This is a genomic window from Mucilaginibacter mallensis (assembly GCF_900105165.1).
GTDB lineage: Bacteria > Bacteroidota > Bacteroidia > Sphingobacteriales > Sphingobacteriaceae > Mucilaginibacter > Mucilaginibacter mallensis.
Window position 1 is genome coordinate 3,406,371 of the sequence record NZ_LT629740.1, and the last position, 24,970, is coordinate 3,431,340.

12 protein-coding genes are annotated in these 24,970 nt (G+C 44.5%); 3 read left to right on the forward strand and 9 right to left on the reverse strand.

All coding sequences use genetic code 11. The features are described from left to right. Positions 1 to 9: 9 nt before the first annotated feature. Both BLU33_RS13845 and BLU33_RS13850 read left to right on the forward strand, forming a co-directional pair. Positions 10 to 8,736 (forward strand): MBG domain-containing protein, encoded by an 8,727-nt coding sequence (locus BLU33_RS13845; RefSeq protein WP_157682145.1) that lies wholly within the window; start codon positions 10 to 12, stop codon positions 8,734 to 8,736. After that, the gene (locus BLU33_RS13850) at positions 8,736 to 9,671 is read left to right on the forward strand and encodes a PorP/SprF family type IX secretion system membrane protein (protein WP_091373867.1); all 936 of its coding nucleotides are present in this window, start codon (positions 8,736 to 8,738) and stop codon (positions 9,669 to 9,671) included. Before BLU33_RS13845 ends, BLU33_RS13850 begins: the two co-directional genes overlap by 1 nt. A 141-nt stretch (positions 9,672 to 9,812) precedes the next feature. On the opposite strand, the gene BLU33_RS13855 is transcribed toward BLU33_RS13850, so the two are convergent. The 9 genes from BLU33_RS13855 to BLU33_RS13895 all read right to left on the reverse strand — a co-directional run bounded on the left by BLU33_RS13855 (position 9,813) and on the right by BLU33_RS13895 (position 19,121). Next, the gene (locus BLU33_RS13855; protein ID WP_091373868.1) at positions 9,813 to 10,757 is read right to left on the reverse strand and encodes a sterol desaturase family protein; all 945 of its coding nucleotides are present in this window, start codon (positions 10,755 to 10,757) and stop codon (positions 9,813 to 9,815) included. Further along, entirely contained in the window at positions 10,758 to 12,191 is a 1,434-nt protein-coding gene (locus tag BLU33_RS25515) for an N-acetylneuraminate synthase family protein (protein ID WP_091373871.1), read from the reverse strand. A gap of 14 nt (positions 12,192 to 12,205) precedes the next feature. After that, on the reverse strand, positions 12,206 to 13,009 hold the full coding sequence (locus BLU33_RS13865; RefSeq protein ID WP_091373873.1) for an SDR family oxidoreductase: 804 nt from the start codon (positions 13,007 to 13,009) through the stop codon (positions 12,206 to 12,208). 1 nt (position 13,010) lies between these two features. After that, a complete protein-coding gene (locus BLU33_RS13870; RefSeq protein WP_091373875.1) occupies positions 13,011 to 14,357 on the reverse strand; it encodes an aminotransferase class III-fold pyridoxal phosphate-dependent enzyme in 1,347 nt (448 codons plus the stop codon). A gap of 13 nt (positions 14,358 to 14,370) precedes the next feature. After that, positions 14,371 to 15,309, reverse strand: coding sequence for a transketolase family protein (locus tag BLU33_RS13875; protein ID WP_091373878.1), 939 nt, complete (start codon positions 15,307 to 15,309; stop codon positions 14,371 to 14,373). 1 nt (position 15,310) lies between these two features. Next, on the reverse strand, positions 15,311 to 16,174 hold the full coding sequence (locus BLU33_RS13880; RefSeq protein ID WP_091373881.1) for a transketolase: 864 nt from the start codon (positions 16,172 to 16,174) through the stop codon (positions 15,311 to 15,313). Between the two features lie 10 nt (positions 16,175 to 16,184). Further along, positions 16,185 to 16,997, reverse strand: a complete 813-nt coding sequence (locus BLU33_RS13885) for a cytidylyltransferase domain-containing protein (protein ID WP_091373884.1) — start codon at positions 16,995 to 16,997, stop codon at positions 16,185 to 16,187. Next, positions 16,998 to 18,053: a UDP-N-acetyl glucosamine 2-epimerase gene (locus BLU33_RS13890; protein WP_091373886.1), complete on the reverse strand. Its 1,056-nt coding sequence runs from the start codon at positions 18,051 to 18,053 to the stop codon at positions 16,998 to 17,000. It lies immediately after the preceding gene. Between the two features lie 216 nt (positions 18,054 to 18,269). Continuing rightward, positions 18,270 to 19,121 carry a phosphatidylinositol-specific phospholipase C/glycerophosphodiester phosphodiesterase family protein gene (locus tag BLU33_RS13895; RefSeq protein WP_091373889.1) on the reverse strand — a complete coding sequence of 284 codons (852 nt, stop codon included), beginning with the start codon at positions 19,119 to 19,121 and terminating at the stop codon, positions 18,270 to 18,272. Positions 19,122 to 19,383: 262 nt separating this feature from the next. On the opposite strand from BLU33_RS13895, the gene BLU33_RS13900 reads away from it, so the two are divergent. Further along, positions 19,384 to 24,969 carry an alpha-2-macroglobulin family protein gene (locus BLU33_RS13900; RefSeq protein WP_091373892.1) on the forward strand — a complete coding sequence of 1,862 codons (5,586 nt, stop codon included), beginning with the start codon at positions 19,384 to 19,386 and terminating at the stop codon, positions 24,967 to 24,969. The last annotated feature ends 1 nt before the right edge of the window (position 24,970 follow it).

Consider the following 24,970-nt stretch of genomic DNA (forward strand, 5'->3'; position numbering starts at 1 on the left):
CAAAAAAGTATGAAAACATTATTTACAAAAGGTTTTTACATTGTTTCAGCAATAATTCTTTTTATTGGAACAGCGTTGCCTGCCCGTGCACAATTTACGAACGTTACACTCTCAACAAATGCCCTGGCAACTGCGTTAGCAAAAGACGCCAGCGGTAATATTTATGCCTTACAAACTGATGCCAGCGGCACACAGGGCGAAGTTGTAAAATATACCAATGGCACAGGCGCTCCTACCGTAATTTATGATGGATTTCCGGATAATGACCAGCAAGGTGATTACGGCACAGGCCTTGTTGTAACCAGCACCGGTGATATTTACTTCACTACTGATAACGATGGCCCCACCCTGCCTTATGGCAATATCATTAAACTAAAGTTTAATGGCGGCACATCATATACAGCGTCAGTTTACCAAACGGGAACTGCAAGCTTAGGGTATTATTCCGGCCTTGCTATTGATGCAAGCGATAATATATATGCTATACAATATAATATAAATGCCGATGGCGGCAACAGCGGGATCGGCGCCTATGAAGTTGTTGAATATGCCGCCGGCAGTGCTGCAGGTTCAGCCGGTACTGTTTTATATGATAAGTTAGATGCAGTTGGCTTACTCAGCGGCTTTTATTATACTCCTCCTGCAGGTCTGGCGGTAAACTCTCTCGGTGATGTTTATGTTGCTGATGCTTTTGATGATGATGGCGCTAATAATGATGGCGGCCATATTTATAAACTAACAAAAGCAAGCTCATACGCGGTGTCAACCGTATCCACTAATCAATATGCAACCTCCTTAGCAGTTGATGCTGCTAACAACTTGTATGCTTCACAGGTTAATACTTACCCGGCTTATGCCTTGGTAAAATACACCAATGGCACAGGTACGCCAACAAATATTTACACCGGTTTAAGCAGTGATAGTTATGATTTCCCTTATGGTATAGCCATAATAAGTCCAACAAATATTTATGTGAACGATGGCGGCACCAATGGCACGACTGATAACCAGGGAAATATTATACAATTAATTGGCATACCAGCTACACAAGCCACCAATGTAGTCTTCACTAACACTACAGCAACCGGCACTACCGCCAGTTGGACAAATGGCAGCGGTGCTTCAAGGGCTGTATTTATAACACAGGCATCAACGGGCAGTCCGGCACCTGTAAATAGCACTACCTACACTGCTAATACAACATACGCATCCGGCACACAAATTGGTGGCAGCGGATGGTATTGTGTATATAATGGCACGGGCTCAACAGTAAACATTACAGGCCTTACAGCAGGTAATACTTACCGGGTAATGGCTGTTGAATATAATGGCCCTGCCGGCAGCGAAAATTATCTTACAACAACAGGCACTAACAATCCTAACAATGTAAGCCCTGTAGCCTCTGCAACTATTAGCTCTATCAACCTGGTAACAACAAGCCCAACCAATGCCATCTCAGTTCAATATACTGTAACTTTTGGCGCGGCAGTAACAGGGTTATCAACAAGTAATTTTTCATTAACAACTACAGGTGGTATTAGCGGTGCAAGTATTACATCAATCGCAGGCTCTGGCACAACCTATACAGTAACTGCTAATACAGGCACAGGAGATGGAACTATCGCATTAAACCTTGCCAATGCTACAGGCTTGAGTCCGGGCATAAGTACAACCCTGCCGTTTGCGGGCCAGGCTTATACCATAGATAAAACGGCCCCTCTTGCAACCGGTCTTCTTTATGCTTCAAATAACACAAACAGCGCTTTTGCCAAAACGGGAGATATTGTAACCCTTAAATTCAGCACAAATGAAGCTGTACAAACGCCAACGCTTACCATAGCCGGGCATTCAGTCACAGTATCAAATTTAGGTGGAAATAGTTATTCCGGAAGTTATACCATGACTAGTAGCGATGCTGAGGGGAGAATACCATATGTAGTTCAGTTTACGGATCTGGCCGGGAATCAAAGTTCATATAATGATCTCGCCGCAGGTGATCTGGTTACGTTTGATAAAACTGCACCAACAGTTACCATTGGTAGCCCCTCAGTAAGCAGTACCTCAACGGGCCCCGTAACCTACACCGTAACCTATGCTGATGTCAATTTTAACACTAGTACCCTGGCGACAGGCAATGTTTCGCTTATTACTACAGGTACAGCCGCAGGTACTGTTGCCGTAACCGGATCAGGCACAACATACACGGTAAGCATTTCAAGCATTAGCGGTACCGGAACTCTGGGTATTTCCATAGGTGCCGGAACAGCATCAGATCTGGCAGGAAATCTGGCACCAGCATCAGGCTCATCGGCAACTTTTACTGTCGCGCCGTCATTAACCCCGCAAACTATTACTTTTAATGCACTGCCCACTAAAACCTATGGCAATGCCGATTTTGCGCCCGGCGCAACCAGTACCAACAGCGGTACACCGGCAATTACCTATAGTAGCAATAACACAGCAGTAGCCACCATAGTAAGCGGCAATATTCATATAGTAGGTGCTGGTACAGCACATATTACTGCCTCACAGGCAGGCGATGCTACGCATTCAGCTGCAACCAATGTTACACAATCATTAACAGTTAACCAGGCCCCATTAACCATTACTGCCAATAACCAAAGCTCAATTTATGGCGCGGCATTACCCGCACTTACAGTCAGTTACAGCGGTTTTGTTAACGGTGATACCCAGGCAAGTTTAACCACGGCGGCAACTGCAAGCACTACAGCCACAGCAGCATCTCCGACAGGTAATTATACAATTAATACAAGTGGAGCAGTTGACCCTAACTATGCAATAACTTATGGTCCCGGCACCTTAACCATCGGCAAAGCTGCATTAACTGTTACCGCTGATAACCAAAGCTCAACATATGGAGCGGCATTACCTGCACTTACAGTCACTTACAGCGGTTTTGTAAATGGTGATACCCAGGCAAGCTTAACTACTGCGGCAACCGCAAGCACTTCTGCCACAGCAGCATCACCGGCAGGTAATTATACAATTAATACAAGCGGCGCAGTTGACCCTAACTATATCATCAGCTATGTGGCAGGTACTTTAACCATCGGCAAGGCAACACTGACAGTTACCGCTGATAACCAAAGCTCAATTTATGGCGCAGCATTACCGGCACTTACAGTCAGCTACAGCGGTTTTGTTAATGGTGATACCCAGGCTAGTTTAACCACGGCGGCAACTGCAAGCACTACAGCCACAGCAGCATCTCCGGCAGGTAATTATACAATTAGTACAAGCGGAGCGGTTGACCCTAACTATACCATCAGCTATGTGGCCGGTACTTTAACCATCGGCAAGGCAGCACTGACTGTTACCGCTGATAACCAAAGTTCAACATACGGCTCGGCATTACCTGTACTTACAGTCAATTACAACGGTTTTGTAAACGGCGATACGCAGGCTAGTTTAACCACTGCAGCGACCGCAAGCACAACGGCCACAGCAGCATCACCGGCAGGTAATTATTCAATTAATACAAGCGGAGCGGTTGACCCTAACTATACCATCAGCTATGTGGCAGGTACTTTAACCATCGGCAAGGCAGCATTGACTATTACCGCTGACAATCAAAGCTCAGTTTATGGCGCAGCATTACCTGCACTTACAGTCACTTACAGCGGTTTTGTAAATGGTGATACCCAGGCCAGTTTAACCACGGCAGCGACTGCAAGCACAACGGCCACAGCTGCATCACCGGCAGGTAATTATACAATTAATACAAGCGGAGCAGTTGACCCTAACTATAACATCAGCTATGTGGCAGGTACTTTAACCATCGGCAAGGCAGCGCTGACTGTTACTGCTGATAACCAAAGTTCAACTTACGGCTCTGCATTACCTGCACTTACTGTCAGTTACAGCGGTTTTGTAAACGGTGATACCCAGGCCAGTTTAACCACGGCGGCAACAGCAAGCACAACAGCAACAGCTGCATCACCGGCAGGTAATTATACAATTAATACAAGCGGAGCAATTGACCCTAACTATACCATCAGCTACGTAGCGGGTACTTTAACGGTCGGCAAAGCTAGCCTTACCATTACTGCAGATAACCAGAGCATAGCACACGGAGCTGCAATACCAACCTTAACTGCCAGCTATAGCGGTTTTGTTAATGGTGATAATGCGGCGAGCTTAACCACTGCGCCAATACTCAGTACTACTGCTACATCAGCATCACCGGCAGGTTCTTATCCAATTAACGCCAGCGGTGCGGTCGATCCTAACTATAACATCAGCTATGTGGCTGGTACATTAGCCATTGGTAAAACCATATTGGTTGTTACTGTAAATGATCAAAGCTCAGTTTACGGGTCAGCACTACCGACCTTTACTGTAAGCTATAGCGGCTTTGTAAACGGTGATAATGCGGCAAGTTTAACCACTGCACCTACTATCAACACTACCGCCACAGCTGCATCTCCCGCAGGCACTTACGCTATTACCGCAAGCGGCGCAGTGGATCCTAATTATGCCATTAGCTACACACCTGGTACATTAACCATTAGCAAAGCAGCATTGACTATTACCGCTGACAATCAAAGCTCAGTTTATGGCGCGGCATTACCTGCACTTACAGTTAGCTACAGCGGTTTTGTAAATGGTGATACCCAAGCTAGTTTAACCACGGCGGCAACTGCAAGCACTACAGCCACAGCATCATCACCGGCAGGTAATTATACAATTAATACAAGCGGTGCAGTTGACCCGAATTATACCATCAGCTATGTGGCAGGTACTTTAACCATCGGCAAGGCAGCACTGACTGTTACTGCTGATAACCAAAGTTCAACTTACGGCTCTGCATTACCTGCACTTACAGTCACTTACAGCGGTTTTGTTAACGGTGATACCCAGGCTAGTTTAACCACCGCAGCAACTTCAAGCACTACAGCAACTTTTGCATCACCGGCAGGTAGCTATCCTATTATGGCAAGCGGAGCTGTTGATGCTAACTATACCATCAGTTACGTTGCGGGGACGCTAACCATTGGTAAAGCAAACCTTACCATAACCGCAGACAACCAAAGCATCGCCCATGGAGCAGCTATACCAACACTAACTGCCAGTTACAGTGGCTTTGTAAATGGCGACAATGCAGCAAGCTTAACAACCGCACCAGCATTAAGTACCACTGGCACATCAGCATCACCGGCAGGTAGCTACCCTATTACTGCAAGTGGCGCGGTTGACCCTAACTATAATATCAGTTATGTGGCAGGTACTTTAGCTATCGGCAAGGCGTTGTTGGTTGTTACGGTAGACAATCAAAGCTCAGTATATGGATCAGCATTGCCCACCCTTACAGTAAGTTATAGCGGCTTTGTAAATGGAGATAACGCGGCAAGTTTAACCACTGCACCTACTATCAGCACTACCGCCACGGCAGCATCTCCCGCAGGCACTTACGCTATTACCGCAAGCGGCGCAGTGGATCCTAATTACGTTATTAGCTACACGCCTGGTACTTTAACTATTAGCAAAGCGGCACTAACCGTTACTGCTGACAATCAAAACTCAACCTATGGTGCAGCATTACCAACACTAACAGCCAGTTACAGCGGTTTTGTAAATGGCGATAACGCAACAAGCTTAACCACTGCACCAACCGTAACAACAACAGCCACAGCTGCATCACCGGCAGGCAGCTATCCAATTACTGTTAGTGGCGCGGTGGATGCGAACTACAATATCAGCTATGTTGCCGGCACTTTAACGATTGGCAAGGCGGCATTAACCGTAACTGCTGATAACCAAAACTCAACGTATAGCTCAACATTACCTGCGCTTACAGCAAGCTATACTGGCTTTGTTAATGGCGATAATGCAGCTAGCTTAACTACGGCACCAACTTTAAGCACAACAGCTACTTCAGCATCACCGGCAAATACTTACCCAATAAATGTAAGCGGTGCGGTGGATGCAAATTATACCATCAGTTATGTGACTGGCACTTTAACCATTGGCAAGGCAAGCCTTACTATTACTGCCGATAACCAAAGTGTAGCCCACGGTGCCGCTATACCGGCACTAACTGCCAGCTACAGCGGTTTTGTAAATGGTGATAACGTGGCAAGTTTAACCACTGCACCAACATTAAGTACAACCGGTACGTCAGCATCACCGGCAGGCTCCTATCCTATTACTGCAAGCGGCGCGGTTGACCCTAACTATAACATCAGTTATGTGGCCGGTACTTTAGCTATCGGCAAGGCGCTGTTAACTATTACGGTTGATAATCAAACTTCCGTATACGGATCAGCATTGCCTACCCTTACCGCCAGTTATAGTGGTTTTGTAAACGGTGATAATGCGGCCAGTTTAACCACTCAGCCTACTATTAGCACAGTTGCTACAACGGCATCACCGGCAGGTACTTATCCTATTAACGCAAGCGGTGCAGTGGATCCTAATTACACCTTTGTTTATGTTCCCGGTACGTTAACTATCGACAAAGCAGCATTAACAGTTACGGCTGATAATCAAAGCTCAACCTATGGTGCAGCATTACCAACGCTTACCGCCAGTTATAGTGGTTTTGTTAATGGCGATAATTCGGCAAGTTTAACAACTGCACCAACCATATCTACTACCGGTACATCAGCATCACCGGCAGGCAGCTATCCAATTACAGCAAGCGGGGCAGTTGATCCGAATTATACCATAAGCTACACTGCAGGTACATTAACCATCGGCAAAGCAGCATTGACAGTTACAGCAGATAATCAAAGCTCAACATATGGCTCGGCATTACCTACTCTGACAGCCAGTTATACCGGCTTTGTTAATGGCGATAATGCATCTAGCTTAACTACGGCACCTATATTAACCACAACAGGAACTGCTTCATCACCTGCGGGCAGTTATCCTATAACAGCAAGCGGAGCCGTAGATGCTAACTATACCATCAGCTATGTAGCAGGCTCATTAACCATCAGAAAGGCAAACCTTACCATTACCGCCGATAACCAAAGTGTAGCCCACGGTGCCGCTATACCGGCACTAACTGCCAGCTACAGCGGTTTTGTAAATGATGATAACGTGGCAAGCCTAACCACCGCCCCAACTATTACCACAACGGGCACGTCCGCATCACCGGCTGGTAATTACCCTATTACTGCCAGCGGCGCTGTGGATCCTAACTATAACATCAGCTATGTGGCAGGTACTTTGGCAATAGGTAAATCTGCACTGCTTATAACTGTTAATAACCAAACTTCTACTTACGGTTCGGCAATACCTGCCCTAACTGTTAGCTATAGCGGCTTTGTAAATGGTGATAATGCATCAAGCTTAACTACTGCGCCAATTATCACCACTACAGGTACTGCATCGTCACCGGCAGGCACTTATCCAATAAATGCAAGCGGAGCTGTTGACCCTAATTATACCATCAGCTATGTAGCGGGTACATTAACTATTGGCCAAGCTGCTTTAACTATTACTGCCGATAACCAAACCTCAGTATATGGTGGTGCTATACCGGCATTAACCGCCAGCTACAGCGGTTTTGTTAATGGTGATAACACCGCAAGTTTAACCACTGCGCCAACAATAATTACTACAGGCACTTCCTCATCGCCTGCAGGCACTTACGCTATAACAGCCAGCGGCGCGGTTGACCCTAACTACACCATTACCTACGTAGCAGGTACACTAAGCATAGGCAAAGTACCATTAACCATAACAGCTAATGACCAAACTACAACTTACGGATTACCATTACCAACCTTTACCGCCACCTATACCGGCTTTGTAAATGGTGATAATGCTGCAAGTTTAACAACAGCGCCAACTATTACCACTACAGCCACCAGCACATCACCGGTAGGTACCTACCCTATTACAGCAAACAGTGCGGTTGATGCCAATTATACCATTAGCTACGTGGCTGGTACTTTAACCGTAAAACAGGCTGTCCGTACACTTACTTTTAATCCTTTACCTGTAGAAACCTATGGCAGCCCAGACTTTGACCCGGGTGCAGTGGCCAGTGATGGTGAAACTGTACTTTATACCAGTAGCAACCCTGCTGCTGCCACTATTGTAAATGGTAAAATACATATCACCGGAGCGGGAAACACTTTAATAACTGCAACTTTGGCTGCTAATTCGAACTATACCACAACGCCAACAGCAAGCCAGGGTTTAGTGATCAATAAAGCTAATCAAACCATCAGTGTGCTGAGTATACCAACCTTGATAAAGGGTAGCCAATATGACCTGAGCGTGATCACCTCCAGTTCAGGTCTGCCGCTTACCTTTACTGTAAGCGACCCTACCATAGCCAGTGTAAACGGGCAAACATTAAATGCCCTCCACATAGGTTCAACTAGCTTAACGGTATCACAGCCGGGTGATAATAATTATAACGCTGCATCAACTACAGGCGCTGTAATTACGGTTACCGATAATGCCGGTGATGAGATCATAGTACACCAGGCTGTTTCGCCAAACGGTGATGGTATTAACGACTTCTTCTTAATAGAGGGCATCAAGAACTATCCGGATAACCAGGTGACCATTGTGAACCGCAATGGTGTAAAAGTGTACCAGACCCGCAGCTATGACAATGCTTACCGCGTTTTTGATGGCCGTTCAAATATCACAGGAACCCTGCAGCAGGCCGGAACATATTTCTACCTGCTTGAATATACAGTTAACGGAGAGAGCAAACGTAAAACAGGATTTTTAGTACTAAAATATCAGTAATGAAGATGAAATTGAAACCTATAAACAATGGTATTACCGCAACGCTGGTAAGCATCCTGTTTTTTTTAACATTATCCGCAAATGTACATGCGCAGAACAGTCAGTTCAGCTATACGCAGTATATGGATAACCTTACGCCTTTTAACCCCGCTTATTCGCTGCTGGATAAAGCAGCCTCGGTTAATGCCCTGGCCCGCAGGCAGTGGCTGGGGGTTGATGGCTCGCCTACAACTTTTATGGCTAATGTCAATGTCCCTATCGAATCTGTAGACGGGGCAGCGGGCTTGATCGTAATGAATGACAAGTTTGCCATAGAACACCAAACCGAGGTAAACGCTTACTTTGCAAAAGCGATACAGCTTAGTCCGAAGAACTTTTTGTCGGTATCATTAAACGCAGGGATACGCAACTATGTGGCCAACTATTCAAGTCTGGATGCCAATGACCCTGTATTTGCCAGTGATGTGAGGGAAACCAAGCCCAATTTAGGATTTGGTGTGATGTTTTACACCGACTGGTATTATGTTGGTATATCGGTGCCCGAACTATCTATCACCAGCCTGGGAACAGCATCTGTACAGGATAATAACAACTTCAAGAACCACTATTACTTTTCAGGAGCTTTCATAGCAAATATTGATGAGGATGTGGCCGTAAAACCTGCTACATTGGTATCCTATGTGCAAGGGGTGCCGATGATTGCTGATATTTCGGGCACAGTGATCTTTAGGCAGGTTATAGGCCTGGGCATAAATTACCGTACCAATAATGAAATGGCCGGCATCTTTACATTGAACGTAAGCAATTTCCACATTGGCTATAGCTACCAGTTCGGGCTGGCATCTGATAACCTGGGTGGCTTTAATATGCCAACGCATGAAATTACCCTGGGTTACCGCTTTGGCAAAGGATCAGATAAACCTAAATTATTATAGGCCCTGAAAATACATGACAACTTATTGAAGCACAATAGCAATATTGTGCTTTCCTTTTGTTGCTGAACTGATGGAATGGCTTTCTATCGTCTATTGAGCTGCGATAAGCAAAATCTTTACATTTTATATAATTTATATTGATCAAATACTTTGTTCAACCACTTCTTCCTCCGGTTGCAATTGCGTAACTGCAGGCTCGTTTACCGTTTTTCGTTTACGCGATAGTAATTGTTGGATGCTGTGATTAAGCCGATGCCGTAAGGTGTAGTAGCTATTGAACCACTTATATTTCAATAAGGCCTTTTCATCAAAACGCTTTACCGAAAAGGCATGCTGCAAAAAGTAATCTTTAGGATAATCATAATACAGGCCCCAGTTTTCAGGCTCATTGCCTGGTGCAAAGCCCGGATCATATACCGTACCGAAGAGGTGATCCCATACCGAAAACTTGGTCGAGAAATTAGCGTGAAAAACCTCCTGGTAATTGGCATGGTGCCACAAATGTAGCTCAGGAGAATTGAGGAAATATTTTAGCTTGCCCATTTTAACATTGATGTTGGCATGGATAAACATACCGAACATGGCATCAAGCATAGCTTTAATCGGTACAACCATAGGGTCAGCACCTAATATAATTATGGGTGCAAACTCTATGGTTTGGTTAATCAGTATCTCAACTATATGCGATCTTGATCCCGACAGGAAATCAATTTGTTTACCGGAATGATGCGCCTCATGTGTGCGCCAAAAGAATTTACTGGAATGCTGGAACCTGTGAAAAAGATAGATATACAGATCGTGCGTAACCAAAAAGAATAGCACCTGTACAGCAATTGGCCAGTGCGACACAAATTGAATATGCGACCAGTCGAAGCTCTTTTGTACCGGCATTATGATATAATCAAAGATGACGATCTTTAAAAAATAGCTTTGAATAATAGTGTACCAAACCAAATCAACCCAAAAGCCCTCCCTGAAAAAGGGCAAGCCTTTACGATAGGGTGAGATCCGTTCCCACGCGATAATAAAGACTGCCCAGCAGGCAAGTGTAATAGTGGTTATAGTAACTACTTCCTCCTGTGTCATTTAGCTAATTAAAGGCTTTGTCTTATACTCATCACTAATATTCACCCGCAGCCTTTTCATTGGCCCAAGTTCTGATTCATAAACTTTTTTTACGCCGTCGCCTGCGGCAATTTCCACATCGCGGATGTCGCGTACCAGGCGTTGCAGGCCCTGCGGCTCAACAGATGCAGCATGGTCTGATCCCCACATGGCACGATCAAGCGTAAAGTGCCTTTCAACAAAAGTTGCGCCCATGCTAACGGCTGCGACGGTAGTAGCCAAACCTGTCTCATGTCCCGAATAACCGATCGGTATGCCCGGAAATTTATTTTCAAGCGTTTGGATCATTTTAAGGTTAAGCTCCTCAGGCTTGCAAGGGTATGCTGAAGTTGAATGCGCTACAAATAGTGGGTAATCCGGGCTGAAAGCATTGATAAATGCCAGTGCATTTTCAATCTCCTTCATAGTCGACATGCCGGTTGAGAGCATCAATGGGCGACCAGTTTCCAATATTCTTTCTATCAGCTCAAAATCAGTAAGTGAAGCCGATGCCAGCTTGTACATTACGGTATCAAACTGCTCCATAAAATCAACTGAGGGCACATCCCAGGTTGATACGAACCAGTCGATGCCTGCTTTTTTACAATATTGATCAATAGTTGCGTATTCGGCTATGCCGAACTCTGTTTTACGTTTATAGTCGATATAGCTCATACGGCCCCAAGGCGTATCGCGCATTACCTCCCACTGGTCTTTGGGCACACATATCTCCGGGGTCCGTTTCTGGAATTTAACTGCGTCAGCCTTAGCTGCCACTGCTTCGTCAATCAGTTTTTTTGTGATCTCTAATGAACCATTATGGTTGATACCAATCTCTGCAATAATATAGCATGACTCGCCCTTACCTATTTTGCGACCATTGTTAAGGGTGATCACCTCGTTTGCTAACTCAAATACTTCACTTTTAAGGTCGATGATCAGCTCGGCGAATTCACGGAAACAACCTTCGCCGCCTTTGCTTTCGCATACATAATCAACCTGCGCTTTTATACCAGGCAAGGCATTAGCTGGGCTTGCTGTAAAGCCCACCAGCTTCATTATTTCAAGATCATTATAATCATCACCGATATAGGCAATTTCCTCACCTGTTAATTGCAGGCGTGATAGCATTTCTTTTAAAATTGCAGGCTTATTCTTTGCCAGCAAATGCAATTCGGTTATCTGTAATTTTTGAGCTCTTTTAACTACCGATGGTGATGCCTCACCGGTTATAATCGCGGTTTCAATGCCCAACAACTTGCGCAGGCGTTCAACCCCCATCCCATCCTGTATATTGAATTTTTTTAGCTGCTCGCCCTCTTCACCATAATAAACGCCGCCATCAGTTAAAACGCCGTCACAATCGGTGATCAATAATTTAATGCGTGATGCTTTTTCTTGTAAGATATTTTTCATGATCTGGTTGATTTTTAAATTGCTGTCCAGCCACCGTCCACCACAAGGTTTGCCCCGGTCATGTAAGCTGATGCTTCACTTGCCAGAAAAATTAGCGCGCCCTGGTAGTCGTTTGCTTTGGCCATGCGGCCCAATAATGTTTTTGCTGAATAATTATGAATAAAAAACTCGTTCTGCCCATTCTCTACACCACCCGGCGAAAGCGTGTTCACCCTCACCCCTTTATCGCCCCAGTATGCCGCTAAAAAGCGTGTAAAATTGATGATAGCACCTTTGGTAACCGGGTATGCCGCCGACTTATAAAAAGTTTGCTCACCGCATTCATTACGATAAATAGTTTGGTCTGGGCCAACCATGCCATAGGTTGATGCGATGTTGATGATACTCCCGCTGCCCTGCTCAGCCATTACAGAACCAAATACCTGCGAGCATAAAAACACACCGGTTATATTAACATCCAATGATTTTTGGAAAACCTCCAGCGGGTAATTCTCAAATGCTGAAAGATCTTTCGCCAATGCCGGGTTCTCGAACATATCATTTATAGCAGCATTGTTTACCAATATATCAACCGAACCGTATTTAGCGATTACCTCGTTCAAGGCATTAGTAACAGATGCTTTATTGGTAACATCAATACCAATACCCATATGCTGAGCGCCCAGTTCCTGCGCAAATTCAGCGGACTTTTGAGCGTTAACATCAGCAACCATCACATTCGCGCCAGCTAAAGCCAATGCTTCACAGTGTTTTTTACCAATGAGCCCGAGCGCGCCGGTAACAACAGCCGTTTTTTGGTTTAATGAAAACAAATCCATATTAGCTGGCCAATGTGTTTTTAGGTTTGATATTATAGTTGCTCACCTTGCGGAAAACAGCCTCCAATACTTCGCCTTTCAGGTATTGCTTGATGTTGCCGCTTTCAATAGCCTCTTTTACTATTGGCAGTACATCGCGGTAAGCTAAAAGTGTATAGTCAATATCCTCATCAGTATGGCTGTAGCACATATTATGGAAACCTGCCCACAATACGCCGCGTTTTATCATTTCCTGCTGCATTAAGGTTTTAACCTCAAGTCCATTGCCAGCCTCTGGCGTAAATGTTACCATTGTGCGGCAATTAAAACCGATACAATTAGTGTATTTATCCATACTCAGTTCAATAGCTAATTTGTTGTAGCCATCTTTTAGCAATGCGCCTTTTTCATCCAAATATTGCGGTACATTTTTGTCGATCAGCTCATTTATTGTAGCTATACAAGCTGCCAGCGATAAAGCCTCGCCGCCAAAAGTGGTATAGCTGAATACCTTTGAATTGAAAAGCTCCATCACATCGGCCCTGCCGGTTAACAAGGCGATAGGCATCCCATTTGCACATGCCTTTGAGTAAACTGCCAGATCAGCTTTTACATTAAAATATTCCTGCGCGCCGCCAACGGCAATGCGGAAACCTGTCCACATTTCGTCGAATATCAACAGCGTACCATTCTCCTTACATACCTCTGCCAGTTCCTGTAGAAAACCAGGAGCTGGCGCCTGGAAGATAAAAGGCTCCAATATTAAGGCCGCTACAGTTTCATCAAGCGCAGCTTTTATGGATTCGATATCGTTGTATTCAAACGTAAAGGTTAGGTCCTGTACGGGCTCAGGCACACCCGCGTTACGGCTGGTGATACCGATATACCAATCGTGCCAGCCATGATAGCCACAGCAAAACACCTTATCGCGCCCTGTAAACGCCCTTGCAACACGAATAGCTGCGGAACATACATCAGCACCCGTTTTGGCTATTTTCACAGCCTCTGCATTAGGGATAACCTGCTGTACCAGTTCTGATAATTCAACTTCAAGTGGGTGCATCAGTGAAAAGGTGATGCCATTCTCCAGTTGTTTTTTTATCGCATTATCAACAGCCGGGTAAGCATAGCCTAATGATACCGGGCCAATGGCAGCGTTAAAATCAATGTATTCGTTATCGTCAGCATCCCAAACATGTGATCCTTTGCCTTTTACCAAATATTTAGGTGCTACACCTTTGGTAAACTGCCCGGGGCCTTTTGCCAGCGTTTGTGTAACCGGTTTTTGCACTTTAAGCGCGCGTTCGTATAATTTATCGGATTGGGTGATGTCCGGATAATTCTCGTTAAATGCTATTTTGTTAGACATATAATAGTTTCTTTTATTCAGCGAACTGAGGTTTTAAAATTTCTGGTTGGATATGATTGGTTTGGTAGCCAAGTATAACTTCCGCAACCTGTTTACCGCTGAAGCCCTCATACTCTATTACAGCAGGCAGCAACGCCGGTTTAAACCATTTTTCATTGAGTGCGAAAGGCAATACCTTTGCAGTTTTTTGATGTTTCAATAATACTTCGGCAACAATGGTGTACAGTCCACCTGTAAGGAAATGATCTTCAAGCGTTACAATAAGCTCGCTTTGGTCAACAGCTTTCAATATGGCCTGCTCATCAACCGGTTTAAGGCTGCGCATATTGATAAGGCCTACTGATAAACCTTCACTCTTTAATATTTCAGTAGCTATCAATGCCTGTTCAAAAAGCAATCCATAAGTGAGGATAGTTACATCAGTACCCTGTTCGATCACCTCGGCTTTGCCGGGTTCAAATGGGGCATGTACATAGCTTGTTTTACGGGTATTGATGCGAGTATATGCGGGTTTAGGTGATGCCCATATTTCAGGCATCATTTTCACCATATCATCCTCATCTGCCGGAGCAAAAACCGTCATGTTGGGGATACCGCGCATAATGGATACATCCTCAATAGCCTGGTGGGTTGGGCCATTGGCATCTGATAATAAACCCGGTATAAAAGCGCTTAATTTTACAGGTAATGACGGTATCCCTGCATCAGTACGGATAAATTCAAACGCCCGCATGGATAAGAAAGAAGCCAGCGCATGTACAACGGGTATGCGATTACGCAAAGCAAGACCAGCGGCTGCTCCTATCATGGTTTGTTCGGTTATGCCGGTATCAATAAAACGTTTGCCTAATAACTGGGGCAGGTTACGTATCAGCGCACGATTTTCGGCAGTCATTACGACAAAACGTTCATCAGCCAGCGACAATTCAGTAAGTAATTCTTCGTACGACATATTATCTAACCACTAAAGTTTCTGATGTTAATTGAGTTGTGTGTTCGCCATGCAGCTCCTGTAAAAGCTGCTCCACTTCATCGGCAGAGAAATTGCAGAACCAGCGGTCGGCGCGGGCCTGAATGCTTGGCAGGCCTTTACCTCTAATCGTATCGGCTATAACTACATTCAGTTTGCCTTCGGCGAAGGGATATTTTTCAAATGCACGGCGCAGTTCGTTAAAATCATGTCCATCTATCCGGCTTACAGCAGCTCCAAAAGCAGTAAATTTATTATGTAATGGTTCCAGCGGGATCAAATCCTCTGTAGCCATATTGGCCTGGAATTTATTACGGTCGATAACAAAAATCAGGTTATCCAGTTTATAGGCATTGGCCACCAAAACTGCTTCCCAACACGAGCCTTCGTTCAGTTCACCATCGCCCATAATGCATATTACTTTATTAGCGCCGCCACGAATCTTGATATCCATAGCAACGCCAATAGCTACCGATGGCAAATGCCCCAATGAGCCGGAATGAAATTCAATACCCGGGATATGCGTGTTTGGGTGCCAGTAGATATGATCGTTTATAGATAAGTGATTGGCCAATCTTTCTTTTTCAATCAAACCCAGCTCGGCAAAAGTGCCATATAGCGCAGGCACATCATGGCCTTTGGACAGGAACAGGTAATCGCGCTCAGGATCTGTTAAGTTATCTTTATGCAGGTTTAAAAATTCAGCATACAGGTAAACGATCATATCAACTGCCGATAATGAAGCCCCGGTAAAACATCCCCCATCGGTCGACATTTTGATGATATGCTCCCGTACATTCAGCGCTATTGCCTCCAGCTCTTTATTGTCGCGTATATTATTTTGCATATTATTTAGCTTATTTATTGGCTGCTTTTTTTGTTTGATCAGCCGAGATAGTATTCAGTTCATTTAAATGGTGCCTGTACCAGTTTACACCTGCATAGACTGCATTAAGTTCATATATCTCAGGCTTTTCAGTTATGAGATTGATGATATCATCGCAGGAAAAACCTGGATTTTGCAGATACAATTCTTCATAAACCCTGTTGATAAACTCGTAGTCTTCGCGATAATCAATAGTAAAACGGTGCGACATAGAGTAATCCAAACCCTTACCCCAGCTCACATTACCTATGTTAAACTGATCAGGATTTTCCCATATGTAGGGCGTGGTATGTTCCAGTTCTAAAGGACGTTCAGCCAGCCGCCAGTTTTTTTCGAGGCAGGCCATGGTCATGATCTCCACATCATTGCCATCGGGCCAGGTAGCTGGGTGCAAGTTACTTACATAATCATATTTGCCTGGGTGTTGAAAGAAGAAATCAAGCACTTCATCAATGATCTGTGGATCTATCAACGGGCAATCAGAGGGTATTTTCAGTACGATATCCGCATTATGTTTTACTGCCGACATGTAATGCCTTTCCAGTAAATTATTAACGCTGCCGCGATAACAGGGTATATTAATAGCAGCTGCTTCCTGTTCAATTATATTGTCTTCAGCGTTAACTGAGGTAGCAATAACAATGGCAGCCTCATGCCTTATCATCTGCAAACGTTCCACCATCCTAGTCAGCAAGCTTTTGCCTAGCAAAGGCAGCATAACTTTGCCCGGCAACCTGCTTGAAGCCATGCGCGCCTGCACCACGATTAGTATATTTTGAGCCATCTATGCTTGAAAAACTAATTCTTCTTCGTGTTTGTAAATTGCTACTGCCTGGTATTTGTAGCGTTTTAAGAACAACTTTCTATTGCCATTAAACTCCATGTAGTCCCGACAAATACCCGCTATATTTTGGGCCGATGTACCCTGATTTTGTATGGGCATCAGCGCCTTCAATTGCTCACCATCAAACCAGGAGTATACTTTCTTACCCAAAGCAATCCCCGTATATACCACTGTTGAGTATTGGGTGATGAGCTCGCTGCAATTAGCGATCATCTCGTTGGTGTTACCTGTATGATAAAGTAATGTGCCTAAAGGGGCGTACTGTCTGATCTCCCTTTCGGCACGCTCAAAATTTTCATTTGGGTGCAGCTTAAATAATAGCCGACGGCCATTGGCAATTTTTACCGCCTCCTTAATAAAGGCCGGCCTGTCCTCATGCCGGAATGTCTCACGCATATCAGTTGTGGCCACCATTACATAATCGCGATACGGAAAATTATTATCAGTAAAGCGTTCCAGGTTATCGTAATTAGGTATGCCGGTAACTATTATCCTGTTGTTTTCAGTTCCGTTTTTTGTAAAAAAAGCCTTGTACCCTTCAGATGCCGCACAGTATATATCACAAATATTTGTTGAGCCGTTTAGCGATGTATTACCGGTGAAGGCAATAGGTAAGCCAAGTGTTTTAACAATATGAGTCATTAGTGTAGCCTTATCAATCATGCCTTCCTGCACCCATAGCGTTTTATTGTGTCGCAAACGGGTTGGCACTATCATGTCACTGCAAAAAACTACTAGGTCATAGTTATTTTTTTGCGCTTTATAATCCATTTGCAGGTTATGGCTTTCAAGGTAGTTTTCAGTATTTTTTCTGAACTGGCCGGCAAGGGCGGTACCGTTTGCCAGGGGTGTATATTTTATAAGGAAATTAAGAAACTTTGAATCAGTAAAAATCTGGCTGAACCAACAATCGTACTCCGGTAATAAGGAAGCGATCTGGTGCATTTGAGAGGCCTGATTAAGGGATCCTGTAATGAATAAAATATTCTTTCTCATCTGCTATTTTCAATCAATATTCCCAAACTTATAAAATAGCTTTTCGTGATTTACTATGAAAAATAAACATTCATGAATATTTAATATTTAACTAATATATTATTTACATTCAGGCTCTTATGTAATATTAGTGTTAACTGAGCTTCAATTATAAGGGTAGGTAATGTTAATTTTAACAGCATATTAAACTTTGTGTAAACCTTGTATTAAACAAATCTATAATTGCTTAATACTCACAACCTTGGTTGATTTGTCATTAATTAAGAACGTTTTCAATTCTTCCAGTTTATCAGTATTTATAAGGTCGACGCCACAGTTTAATAAGGTCTTCCAAACAACGGTATTCTCAGGCGATGCCCATAGCCTCACTTTCCGATTAAACTTATGAGCAACATTTACAAACGAACAAAGGCGTTGTCTTTCCTGATCGGGCAAAGCACCGTCACCACGCCAGTTTAATAGTTTGGAATACTTACAACTAGCCATCATATACATGTCGGTAAGCGTATCTTTTCGTACCAGTCGCAGGTCTTCATCTACAAAGGCAAACCGGGCATATTCAGTACTTAATAACTTCTCGGGTTTATGGCCTGATATTACAATAGTAACCGGCCCTATATGAATATTACCGTTTGAATAACTCGACAGCATACCACTATATTTCTGAAGCATATCCTTTAAAACCAGGTAAGTTTTATCAGCGTCTGATTTTACATCGATCATCAGCGTAACCGAGTTACGATAACCCGGGTACACTTCACCATTGTTTTTTAATACATGATCAAATAAGGGTTTCAGGTACAGATCTTCAAGTGTGCGGTGATGGTTTAATACAGGCAGTATATGAGCTACAATAAGCCTGCCATCGCGCTCATAAACGTCAGCCTCAATGTAAGTATAACCGTTATCGAGCGCGTCTAGTAAGGGCCGTTTATGCCAGTAATCATTATGGGCAAACCCGTTTAAAAGTGGCACGCATTGGGCTTTTGTATTTAGTTTCAGGAAGAGGGTCAGTAAGGCAATCAGGAAAATTTGGGAGGGTAATAAGGGGTTTTTAAATAAGCGCATATAAATGTCAATTATTTATATGCAATAGTAGCACTCTCCTATTAGTCAGTCATTAAGTTTAAGTTACTTAATCATTAGCTATTTACAGAAAAATACACAATAAATTAACATCACTTTGATGGTATTGCCCAAGGCATTTCCTGAGTTTTTATAGCTAAAATAAGCCTTATCAGCGACCCGAAAAAATATTTTCAGGAATTATTGCAAACTGATAATTCCTCGCTTTTTCATCATTATATTTGATAAGCATCTCCAATTCATTATGAACCTTCACCCTTACCTTTTGAAATACCGCAAGCCTTTACTTGCTGTACTGTTTATTGTCATTTTCATCACTGGGATCATTCTACTGGTTAAACACCAGCGGAAGACCAATGTGAACCCGGCGTTCAGCAAATACATTGAATCGTATACCAGCGGGGTTGTTTCGCGCGTGGCGGCAATACGAATTAAGCTTACCGGCGAAGTGCAAACCAGTCATGCCCAAAATGAGCCAATTGAGGACGGCGTTTTCAAATTCTCCCCGGCTATTGATGGGAAAGCTTATTGGATAGATGCGCAAACGATTGAATTCAGGCCTAAAAATGCCATGCAGGCTGATGAATTTTATGAGGGGGATTTTAACCTTGCAAAGATTACCAGTGTACCATCTGCACTGCATCATTTCGCCTTTCAGTTTAAGACCATTAAACCCGACTTTACCGTCACCTTTAACGGCCTGCAAACCGCTACCAACACTTCAAGGGATAAAATGAAATTAATCGGAGTTATCCAAACCGCAGATAAAGAAGATCCCTTAAAAATAGAAAAGATCATCCACGCCGAATACACTACGCCTGTAGTGATCACCTGGCAGCATGATAATGTGACCAACACACACACTTTCACTATTGATAATATTAACAGGCCAACAGCCGCCTCTACACAGTTAACCGTGCGTTGGAATGGCTCTCCTTTGGGTATTGAGAGTAACGATAGCCAGGCATTTGACATCCCGATTGTCGGCGTTTTCAAGGTACTGGATATCCGTGCCGTGCAAGATCAGGACGAGTACGTGGAGGTGCAGTTCTCTAACCCGGTTATGATAGGTCAGGAACTTAGCGGACTGATAGGAATGAACAACGTTAGCGAACCATCCTATACCATTGATGGCAGTTTGGTTAAAATATTTGCCTCCGATCGTTTATTGGGTAACTACAATGCTTTTGTAAACGAAGGCGTAAAGGATATTTATGGCGAAAAGATCACTGCTCCCTTTACGGCCAATGTATTTTTTGAAAACCGGCTGCCCGGGGTCATCATACCCGGTAAAGGCGTAATTCTGCCCGATTCAGGCAGATTGATGCTGCCTTTTGATGCAGTTAACCTGAAGGCGGTGGATGTTACCATCGTTAAGATCTATGCAAATAATGTAACCCAGTTCCTGCAAAACAATGATCTTACCACAGAGCAAGGGCTTAGACAGGTAGGTAAGCCGGTTGTACAAACTACCATCAGGCTGGATAAAGATAAAAGCCTGAAACTAACAGCTAAAAATCGCTTTATGCTGGATATTGATTCGCTGATACGGACCGAACCGGGTGCTATTTACCGGGTGATCATTGGTTTCAGGAAGGAATATTCCCTCTTTAATTGCAAAGCAGGCGGCGTTGCCAGGGTTAGCGGTGGTAATAATGATGAGGACGAAGTTGAAGAGGGTGATGATTACGGCTCTAATTCAGCAGGCGATAAGCTTGACGATTACGATGCTTTCTGGGCACGTTATGACAGCTATTACCCGGATGGCTATAAATGGAAAGAGCGCGACGATCCTTGCAGTAATTCCTTTTATACCAAAGACAAATGGGCAACACGCAACGTTATCGTATCCAACATTGGCCTCATCGCTAAAAAAGGCAACGATAACAACATGCTGGTTGCAGTAACCAACATCCTTAACGCGGCGCCTATGCCGGGTGTTGAACTTACTTTATTGGATTACCAGAAACAGGTGATTACCAAATCTGTATCTGATGCTAATGGCTTCGCGCATATCAGTTTAAAACATAAGCCATTTTTGCTGGTCGCGAAAAAGGGAGATGAGCGTGGTTATTTAAAGCTTGATGATGCCAGCGCATTGATGCTCTCCAAATTTGATGTGGGTGGTGAGCAGGTGCAAAACGGTTTAAAAGGGTTTATTTATGGCGAACGCGGCGTATGGAGGCCAGGTGATTCCATTTTCGTATCCTTTATTTTGCAGGATCAGCTTAAAACACTGCCACCGGATCATCCTGTGCAGTTTGAGCTTTACAATCCTGCGGGGCAGTTGTACAAGCGCATTACCCGTACCAATTCGGTTGATGGTTTCTATAGTTTCCACACGGCTACCACTACCTCTTCGCCTACCGGCACATGGATGGCTAAGGTAAACGTTGGCGGCGCAGCGTTCCAAAAGAATATCAAGGTGGAAACCATTATGCCTAACCGCCTCAAGATCGATCTTTCATTTGGCGGCAAAACGGCTTTAACCAAAGGCGGCGATATGGGCGGAACGCTGAAATCGACATGGCTTTTTGGCGGTATCGCTCAAAATTTGAAAGCCAAGGTAGATGCCTTTGTTAGTCCGCAGGTAACCGCCTTTAAAAACTTTGATGGTTATGTGTTTGACGATCCGACCCTAGCCTTTAACACCCAAACCCAAACAGTATTTGATGGCCGACTTGATGCAGGTGGAACTGCCAGAATAAACGCCAATATACAGGTAGATAAGCAGGCTCCCGGACAACTCAGGGCTAACTTCTTAGTAAAGGTGTTTGAGCCGGGTGGTAATTTCAGCATACAGCAGGTTATATTGCCTTACAATGCATATACCGGCTATGTCGGCATTAAAACACCGGAGGGCTCGGCTTATAGCGGCATGCTGGGCGTTGGTCAGGATAACACAATTAGTATTGCTGATGTAGATGTGAACGGCAATCCTTTCCTCGGCACCCGTGATGTTACTGTTGAACTATACAAAATACAATGGCGCTGGTGGTGGGACCAAACCGGGGATGAACTGAGTAATTTCACCCAAAACCAATATAACAAACTGGTAAGCACAGAAACTATTAAACTGGTAAATGGCAAAGGCAAATGGAACCTGCATGTAAAACAGGATGACTGGGGCCGCTACCTCATCCGTGTAAAAGATGAGCAAACCGGGCATGCAACCGGCAAAATTGTTTACCTGGATTGGACGGAACGCCTGCAGCAGACAAACGCTACCGACGCGGTAATGCTTTCCTTTGCATCCGATAAAAAAAGTTATAAGGTTGGCGAAACAGCAACCCTTACCATACCAACAGGTAATAACGGCCGCGCACTCATCAGCTTTGAAAGCGGCAGCAGGGTCATCAAATCGGTATGGATTGATACCTACCAGGGGCAAACGACCTATAAATTTAAGGTAGATGGCAGCATGTCGCCCAACGTGTTTGTTAACGTAACCATGCTGCAGCACCATGCGCAAATGGTAAACGACCTGCCTATCCGCATGTATGGCGTTATCCCGCTAATCGTGGATGACCCCGCAACCGTATTAAAACCGGTGATAACCATGCCGGATAAAATAAGGCCTGAAAGTACCTCAGCCATCACAGTTTCCGAAGCAAAAGGCAAGGAAATGACCTATACCATTGCCATAGTTGATGAAGGTTTACTCGATCTCACCAATTACAAAACGCCCGACCCACACCAGGCATTTTACGCCCGTGAAGCGCTGGGCGTTAAAACCTGGGACCTTTTTGATTATGTGATCGGTGCTTATGGGGGCGGGCTGGAACGTATCCTGAGCATAGGTGGTGATGAATCGTTGAACAGGAATCAGAATGTATCCGTTAACCGCTTTAAACCTGTGGTGAAATTCCTGGGGCCATATCACCTCAACGCTGGTGCCAAACAAACTCATCAGTTCACGCTGCCACAATATGTAGGTTCGGTACGGACGATGATCATAGCCGGGCATAACGGGGCTTATGGTTTTGCAGAGAAAGCCGTAGCCGTTAAAAAGCCATTGATGCTGCTGGCAACCTTGCCGCGCGTACTCGGGCCAAATGAGCAGATCAAATTACCGGTTACTGTTTTCGCGATGGAGAAGAATATAAAATCGGTTACCATACAGGTGCAGTCGAACGCCTTCAGCAATTTACAGGGTAACGATAAACAAACCCTTACCTTTAACGCGCCGGGCGACCAGATGGCTACTTTCAACTTAAATGTAAAGAACTTTGTTGGGGTTGGAAGTGTTAAAATAACCGCCAAAAGTGGTAATGAAACGGCTGAATACAGTGTTGAATTGAATGTACGCAACCCCAACCCGCCAATTACCAAAACGCTGGAAAAGGAACTAAAACCGGGCGAAACATGGAGCACACCTTATACCCCGGTGGGTATGTATGGCACTAACAAGGCCACGATGGAAGTATCGTCCATTACTTCCCTCAACCTTGCCAAACGACTGGATTACCTGATAGAATATCCTTATGGCTGCGCCGAACAAACTACTTCGGCGGGCTTTCCGCAATTGTATCTCGATCAACTTACCGATCTTTCTCAACGCCAAAAGGCTGATGCGGAGCGCAATATCAGGTCGACAATTGCAAGGCTCACCAATTTCCAGGCACCCGGTGGTGGTATCAGTTACTGGCCTGATGGGGGTCCGGCCGATGAATGGTGTACCAACTATGCAGGCAATTTTATGCTCGCCGCGCAGGCAAAAGGCTATGCCCTGCCCGTTGGCTTTATAGATTCATGGAAAAGATATCAGCATCAGCAAGCCGTGAACTGGACACCGGGTAAACGTAGCTATTATGACGAGGACCTTGTTCAGGCTTACCGTTTGTACCTGCTTGCACTGGCCCGCACACCCGAGTTGGGTGCCATGAACCGTTTAAAGGAATTTGCTTACCTATCGCCGCAGGCAAAATGGCGGTTGGCTGCTGCTTATAAATTAGCTGGTCAGCCCGAAACAGCACTGCAGATGATCAAAGGCCTGCCGCTTACTATTCAACCTTACGACCAGCTATACGGTACGTATGGATCTGATTTACGCGATGAAGCCATGATACTGGAAACCCTCACCCTGCTTGGCCAGCATCAAAAAGCGGCGGCTATGTTACAGACCGTATCAGCACATTTATCGCAGGATGATTGGTACAGCACACAAACTACGGCTTACGCCTTGCTGGCTATTGCCCAATACTGCGGCCAGAATAAGAACGGTAACAAGCTGATGTTTGATTATGGCAATACGGCTGTTACCTCAAGCTCCTATCTGTGGCAAGCCCCGCTTTCAGCAACAGGTGGCAATGTATCCATCAAAAATAAAGGCAATAATATTTTATACCTAAGACTGATACAAAAAGGTCAGCCCGCACCGAGCGATGAACCTGCTGGTGTAAATAACGATGATATACTGGGCATGCAGGTTAATTATATGACACTAAAAGGTCAGCCTATAAATATTACCAACCTGAAACAGGGAACAGATTTTGTGGCACAGGTTATCGTCAAAAATCCGGGGCATAAGGGGGCTTATTTCAATATGGCCTTGACCCAGATTTTCCCTTCGGGATGGGAAATATTGAACACCCGGATGCTGAATAATGATGAGGCTTTTAAATCCTCACCATCGGATTACCAGGATATCCGTGATGACCGGGTGAATACTTATTTCGGCATCGACGAAAGGCAGCAGGTTACCTATTATGTAATGCTGAATGCGGCTTATACCGGGCGCTATTACCTGCCGGCTACGTATTGTGGTGCGATGTACAACGCGTCGATCAATGCGCTGCAAAAGGGCAAATGGGTACAGGTTATAAAGTAAT